The following is a 6,791-nucleotide window of genomic DNA, read 5'->3' as shown; positions in this document are numbered from 1 at the left end:
GCGGCCAGCCGCTCGGCGGCCTCGGCCAGCGCCTCGGACGAACGTGCCGACACCAGCCACGGCAGGCCCGCGCCGTCCAGGCCGGCCGCGTCGTCCGGAGCCGTGTCGTCCGCGGGCTGCTCGGTGGGTGCTTCCGCCAGGACGACGTGGGCGTTGGTGCCGCTGATGCCGAAGGAGGAGACGCCGGCGCGGCGGACCCTGCCTTCTTCGGCGGGCCAGGGACGGGGTTCGGTGAGGACCTCGACGCCGCCGCCGGCCCAGTCCACGAGCTCGCTGGGCTTGCTGACGTTGAGGGAGGCGGGGAGTTCGCCGTGGCGCATCGCCATGACCATCTTGATGACGCCACCGACACCCGCCGCCGCCTGGGAGTGCCCCAGGTTCGACTTCAGGGAGCCCAGCATCAAAGGCCGGTCCTCGCGCTCCTTGCCGTACGTGGCGAGGAGCGCCTGGGCCTCGATGGGGTCGCCGAGGACGGTGCCCGTGCCGTGCGCCTCGACCGCGTCCACGCCGGAGAAGGGCACCCCGGCGTCCTGGACGGCCGCGCGGATCACGCGCTCCTGCGCCGGGCCGCTGGGGGCGGTGAGGCCGTTGGAGGCGCCGTCCTGGTTGACGGCCGAACCGGCCACGACGGCCAGGATGTTGTGGCCCAGGCGGCGGGCGTCGGAGAGGCGCTCGACGACGAGGACGCCGACGCCCTCGGCCCAGGCGGTGCCGTCCGCGTCCGCCGAGAACGACTTGCACCGCCCGTCCGGCGCGAGGCCCTTCTGCTGGGAGAACTCCACGAAGATGCCCGGCGTCGACATGACCGTCACACCGCCGGCGAGCGCCAGCGAGCACTCGCCCGACCGCAGGGCGTTGACCGCCAGGTGCAGGGCGACCAGCGACGAGGAGCACGCCGTGTCGACCGTCAGGGCCGGGCCCTGAAGACCGAGCGTGTAGGCGACGCGGCCCGAGGCCACGCTCGACGTCGTGCCCGTCAGACCGAAACCGGTGCCGCCCGCGCCCGCCTCGCCGAGGCGGGGGCCGTACTCCTGGGCGATGGCTCCGAGGAACACGCCCGTCGACGTGCCGTGCAGCGAGCCGGGCGTGATGCCGGCCCGCTCCAGGGCCTCCCACGACACTTCGAGGAGGAGTCGCTGCTGCGGGTCCATCGCCAGCGCCTCGCGCGGCGAGATCCCGAAGAACGCGGGATCGAACTCGGCGGCCCCGTCCAGGAAACCGCCGTCGCGCACGTAGGAGGTGCCGGCGTGGTCCGGGTCGGGGTGGTAGAGGCCGTCGAGGTCCCAGCCCCGGTCGGTCGGCAGCCCCGAGATGACGTCGCGCTGTTCGGCGACGACCCGCCACAGCGCCTCGGGCGAGTCCACCCCGCCCGGGTAGCGGCACCCCATGCCGACGATCACGATCGGGTCGTTGGTGCCCGCCTCCAGTTCACGGACCCGCTGACGGGACTGGTGGAGGTCGACGGTGAGGCGCTTGAGGTACTCGACGAGTTTGTCGTTGTCCGGTGTTGTCATGGTGATGATGCCCCCGTAGGCGTTGTGGAGCCGTACGTGCGCGCGGTGCGGGCAGCGCTGCCCGGGCGGCGTGCCGGAGCACGCCGCGCGCGTCGAACAGGATGAGCAGAGCGAGGGTCCGGCGTCGCGGACGCGGGATCAGAGTTCGGAGTCGATGAACGCGAGGAGCTCGTCGACCGAGGCCGACTGGACCCGTGCGGACAGATCGTCCTCGTCGGCCCGGGTCCGCTGGGCGGGGATCCGGGCCGCCAGTGCCTGGAGCCGCTGGACGATCTCGGCCCGGACGTCGTCCCGGGTGTCGTCCGGCAGCTCGACGAGCGCCGCCTCCAGCCGGTCGAGTTCGGCCAGGCCGGGGGCGGACGTCGAGCCGGCGGAGTCCCCTGCGGATTCCGCTTCGGCCGGGGCGAGTTCGGTGTGGAGGTGGGCCACGACCGCCAGAGGCGTCGGGCAGTTGAAGAGGAAGGTGGCGGGCAGTCGCAGACCGGCGGCGGTCTGCAGCCTGTTGCGGAGTTCCACGAGGGTGAGCGAGTCGCAGCCCATGTCCTTGAAGGGCCGGTCGGCGGGGATGCCGGCGGCGGAGGACCGGCCGAGCACGGCGGCGGTCTGCACCCGGACGAGGTCGAGGAGCAGTTCCTCCCGTTCGGCCGGGCTCAGTGCGGCGAGCCGGTCGCGCAGGGGCTCGGTGGCCCGGGGCGCGGCCGCGGTCGGAGAGGCCTGGGCCGGTCGCGGGGCGGCCGGGGCCAGGTCCCGCAGCACGGTGGGCAGCCGGTCGCCGAGGGCGCCGAGCGCGGTCCTGTCGATCGGCGCGGGCACGAGCGCGGGGGAGTCCACGCGCAGTGCCGCGTCGAGCAGGGCCAGTCCCTCGACCCGGTCGATGGGCGCGAGACCGGTCCGGGCGATCCGCACCCGGTCGGCCTCGGAGAGGGTGCCGGCCATTCCGGCGGCGCCCGGCCTTCCCGCGGTGTCCGCCCACATGCCCCAGGCCAGGGACCGCGCCGGGAGTCCCCGTGCCGCGCGGTGCTGGGCCAGGGCGTCCAAGTAGGCGTTGGCCGCGGCGTAGTTGCCCTGGCCGGCGCCGCCGATGACGCCCATGACGGAGGAGAAGAGGACGAAGGCCGCGAGGTCCTGGTCGGCGGTCAGCTCGTGGAGGTTCCGGGCCGCGGTGGCCTTGGCGGCGAGCACGGTGTCGAGGCGCTCGGGGGTGAGCGCCGTGACCACGCCGTCGTCGAGCACGCCCGCGGCGTGGACGACGGCGGTGAGCCGTACGCCGGTCAGCAGCTTCGCGAGCGCGTCGCGGTCGGCGGTGTCACAGGCCGCGAGAGAGACCTCGGCGCCCAGACCGGTGAGCTCGGCGGCGAGTTCCTCCGCCCCGGGGGCGTCCGCGCCGCGACGGCTGACCAGCAGCAGACGGCGGGCGCCGTGTTCGGTGACCAGGTGCCGTGCGACCAGTCCGCCGAGGGCACCGGTGGCGCCGGTGACCAGGACCGTGCCCTCCGGGTCGAGGGCGGCGGGCAGGGTGAGGACGACCTTGCCGACGTGGCGTGCCTGGCTGACGTACCGGAAGGCCTCCGGCGCCCGGCGGACGTCCCAGGTGCTCACCGGCAGCGGCCTCAGGGCCCCCGACGACAGCAGGCCCATGACCGCCGTGAGCATCTCGCCGATCCGCTCGGCCGGCTCCTGGAGCAGGTCGAAGAAGCGGTAGTCCACCCCCGGGTGCCCGGCCGCGATCAGCGCCGGGTCGCGCAGATCGGTCTTGCCCATCTCCACGAAGCGGCCGCCGCGCGGCAGCAGCCCCAGGGACGCGTCCACGAACTCGCCGGCGAGGGAGTTCAGCACGACGTCCACGCCCAGGCCCCCGGTGGCCGCGCCGAACGCGGTCGCGAAGTCCAGGGTGCGGGACGACGCCAGGTGCGTCCCCTCCAGGCCCAGGTCGCGCAGGGCGTCCCACTTGCCGGGGCCCGCCGTGCCGTAGACCTCGGCACCCAGGTGCCGGGCCAGCTGGACGGCGGCCATTCCGACACCGCCCGCGGCCGCGTGGACCAGGACGCGCTCGCCCGCGGTCAGGCCGGCGAGGTCGACCAGGGCGTGGTAGGCGGTGAGGAACACGATGGGCGCCGACGCCGCCTGGGCGTACGTCCAGTCGGTGGGCATGACGGCGACCAGCCGGTGGTCGGCGACGGCCGTCGGCCCGAACGCCCCGGAGAGCAGGCCCATGACCCGGTCGCCGACGGCGAGACCGGTGACGCCGGGCCCGACCTCGGTGATCACACCGGCCCCTTCGAGACCGAGCGGGCCGGGGTCGCCGGGGTAGAGGCCCAGCGTGCCCAGGACGTCGCGGAAGTTGACGCCGGCGGCGCGCACGGAGATCCGGACCTCGCCGTCGCCCAGCGGGGCCAGGGCCTCGGGGAAGGGATCGAGGGCCAGGTGGTCCAGGGTTCCGCGCTCGCGCACCACCATCCGCCAGGCGGCCGTCCCGGCCGGGGGGACCAGGGTGCCGCCGGCCGTCGCCGGGCCGATCCGGGGCACGAGCGGGGCCCCGTCCCGTACGGCGAGCTGGGGCTCGGCGCCGAGCAGCGGAAGTGCCGTACGGCAGTCCTCCGCCGTCTCCACGTCCAGGAGGCCGACCCGTCCGGGGTTCTCGGTCTGCGCCGAGCGCGCCAGACCCCATGCGGCCGCAAGGCCGGGGTCCGCGTCGGCGCCCGGCGCCGTGGCCACGGCCCCCCGGGTGACGAGCACCAGGCGGGAGTCGGCGAGCCGGTCCTCGGCCAGCCACGCCTGGAGCAGGGCGAGCGCGCGGTGCACGGCGGGCCTGGTGCCGTCCGCGTGCTCCTCGAGCTCCGCGAGGACCACCGAGGGGGCGAGCAGCCCCGCGTCGACGGCCTCGCCGAGGGCCGTGAGATCGGCGTACCGGGGACCGACGCCCAGGTCGGCGGAGCCGAGCGAGACGGCGCGCGGGGACGGCTCCGGCTCCGCCGTGGCCGGCTTCCAGTCCAGGCGGTGGAGCGAGCGCGGCACGGCCACGTCCTCGCTCACCGGGCGCAGGACGAGCTCCTCGACCTCGGCGACGACCGCGTGGGCCTCGTCGAGCAGGGTCAGGGACACCGCGTCCGGTCCGGTGCCGTGGATCAGCACGCGGCCGGCGCGGACGCCGGGCTGGTGGATGCTCACGCCGCGCCAGGAGAAGGGCAGCAGCCGGCGCCCGCCCTCGTCGAGGGCGGTCATGACGATCGGGTGCAGGGCCGCGTCGAGCAGCGCCGGATGCAGCCCGTAGGAGGCGGCGTCGGTGACGGAGGCCGGCAGGGCGACCTCGGCGACCAGGTCGGTGCCGTGCCGCCACGCGGCGCGCAGCCCCTGGAAGACCGGGCCGTAGGCGTATCCGGAGGAGGCCAGTTCGTCGTAGCAGCCGTCGACGGGCAGCGGTGCGCCCTCGCCGGCGGGCCGGGCCGCTGCGGACGCGGCGGCCCCGTCGTGCGGGGCGAGCGCACCGGTGGCGTGCAGGGTCCACGGCTCGACGGCGCCGTCCGGCGTCTCCGTGCGGGCGTGCACGGTCACCGTCCGCTGCCCGTCGTCGCCGGGCGCGGCGACGACGACCTGCACCTCGGTGCGGCCCTCGTCGGGGAGGACCAGGGGGGCGACGAGGGTGAGTTCGGCGACCCGGGGCGTCCCGGCCAGGGAGCCCGCGCGGGCGGCGAGTTCGAGGAAGGCGGTGCCGGGCAGCAGGACCGAGCCGAGGACGGCGTGGTCGGCGAGCCAGGGGTGGGTGCGGCGGCCGAGGCGGGCGGTCAGGACGGTCTGCCCGGACTCGGCGAGCTCGACGGCGGGGCCGAGCAGCGGGTGCCCGGCCGGCCCTTCGGTGCCGTGCGCGGTCAGCCAGTACCGCTCCCGCTGGAAGGCGTACGTGGGCAGGGCGGGCGTCCGTCCCGGGCCGAACACGGCCTGCCAGTCCGGGCTCCGGCCGCGGACGTGCAGGGTGCCGAGCGCGGACGCCAGGGTGCGGCGCTCGGACCGGCCGCGGCGCAGCACCGGCACGAACGCGAGCGCCTCGTCGTCCAGGCAGTCCTGTCCCAGGGCCGACAGCACACCGTCCGGACCGAGTTCGAGGAAGGTCCGCATCCCGAGCCCGTGGAGCGCGGCGAGGCCGTCGGACATCCGTACTTCCCGGCGCACCTGCCGCACCCAGTAGTCGGCGGTGACCTCGACGGGCTCACCGGTGACCGTGGACACCATGGGGACGCGCGGCTCCGCGTACCGCACCGTGGACGTGACGGCGGCGAACGCGTCGAGCATCCCGTCCATGCGGTGGGAGTGGAAGGCGTGGCTGACGACGAGCCGGCGCGTCTTGCGGCCGGCGGCGGCGAACGCGGCGGCGACCTCTTCGACGGCCTCGACGTCGCCGGAGACGACGACTGCCAGGGGACCGTTGACGGCGGCGACGCTCACCTCGTGCCCGCGGCCCTCCAGGAGGGCGGCGACCTCGTCCTGCGAGGCCTGGACGGCCGTCATCGCGCCGCCGGACGGCAGGGCCTGCATGAGCCGGCCGCGCGCGGTGACCAGGGCGCAGGCGTCGGACAGGGTGAGGATCCCGGCGACGTGAGCGGCGGCGAACTCGCCGATGGAGTGGCCGAGCACGGCGTCGGGGGTCAGGCCCCGGTGCTCCAGGAGCCGGAACAGCGCGACCTGGAGGGCGAAGAGGGCGCACTGGGTGTTCTCGGTGCGGTCGAGCGCCTCGGCGTCGTGGAACATCACGTCGCGGATCGGCGGCGTGCCGGGCACGGAGGCACGGCAGGCGTCGAGTTCGGCGCACACCGCGTCGAGGGCGGTGGCGAAGACCGGCTCGGACTCGTACAGCTCGCTTCCCATGCCGACGCGCTGGCTGCCCTGACCGGTGAAGAGGTAGGCGAGACCGTCGTCGGTGCGCGCCGTGCCGACGGCCAGTGCGGAGTGCGGCTCGCCGCGACCGAGCGCGGCCAGTGCCGCGACGGCCTCCGCGTGGTCCTCGGCGGTGACGGCCGCGCGGTGGTCGAGGGCGGTACGGGTCGTGGCCAGGGCGCGGCCGAGGTCGCGGGAGGACACCCCGTCGAGTCCGTCGAGGGCGTCGACGAGCGCGCCGGCCTGGGCGCGCAGCGCCGGCTCGGTACGTCCGGACAGCACCCACAGCGGGTTGTCGTCCCCGTCCCCGTCTCCGTTCGCGGCGTCGGGTGTGGCGGGCTCGGCGGGGGCTTCGGCGAGGATGACGTGGGCGTTGGTGCCGCTGATGCCGAAGGAGGAGACGCCGGC

2 protein-coding genes are annotated in these 6,791 nt (G+C 75.7%); both read right to left on the bottom strand.

Features of this window, described 5'->3' with window-relative positions; all coding sequences use genetic code 11:
- Positions 1-1,520: type I polyketide synthase (locus IE180_RS35595; RefSeq protein ID WP_373302859.1), on the bottom strand; the 1,520-nt coding region annotated here is incomplete at its 3' end.
- Positions 1,521-1,652: 132 nt separating this feature from the next.
- Positions 1,653-6,791 (bottom strand): type I polyketide synthase (locus IE180_RS35590; protein WP_229861250.1); only part of this gene is annotated, 5,139 nt, incomplete at its 5' end.

This window comes from Streptomyces litmocidini (assembly GCF_014649755.1).
In the GTDB taxonomy this organism is placed as follows: Bacteria; Actinomycetota; Actinomycetes; order Streptomycetales; family Streptomycetaceae; genus Streptomyces; species Streptomyces litmocidini.
The sequence above is the reverse complement of the archived record's forward strand: the minus strand, read 5'-3'. Positions and strand labels throughout refer to the sequence as shown.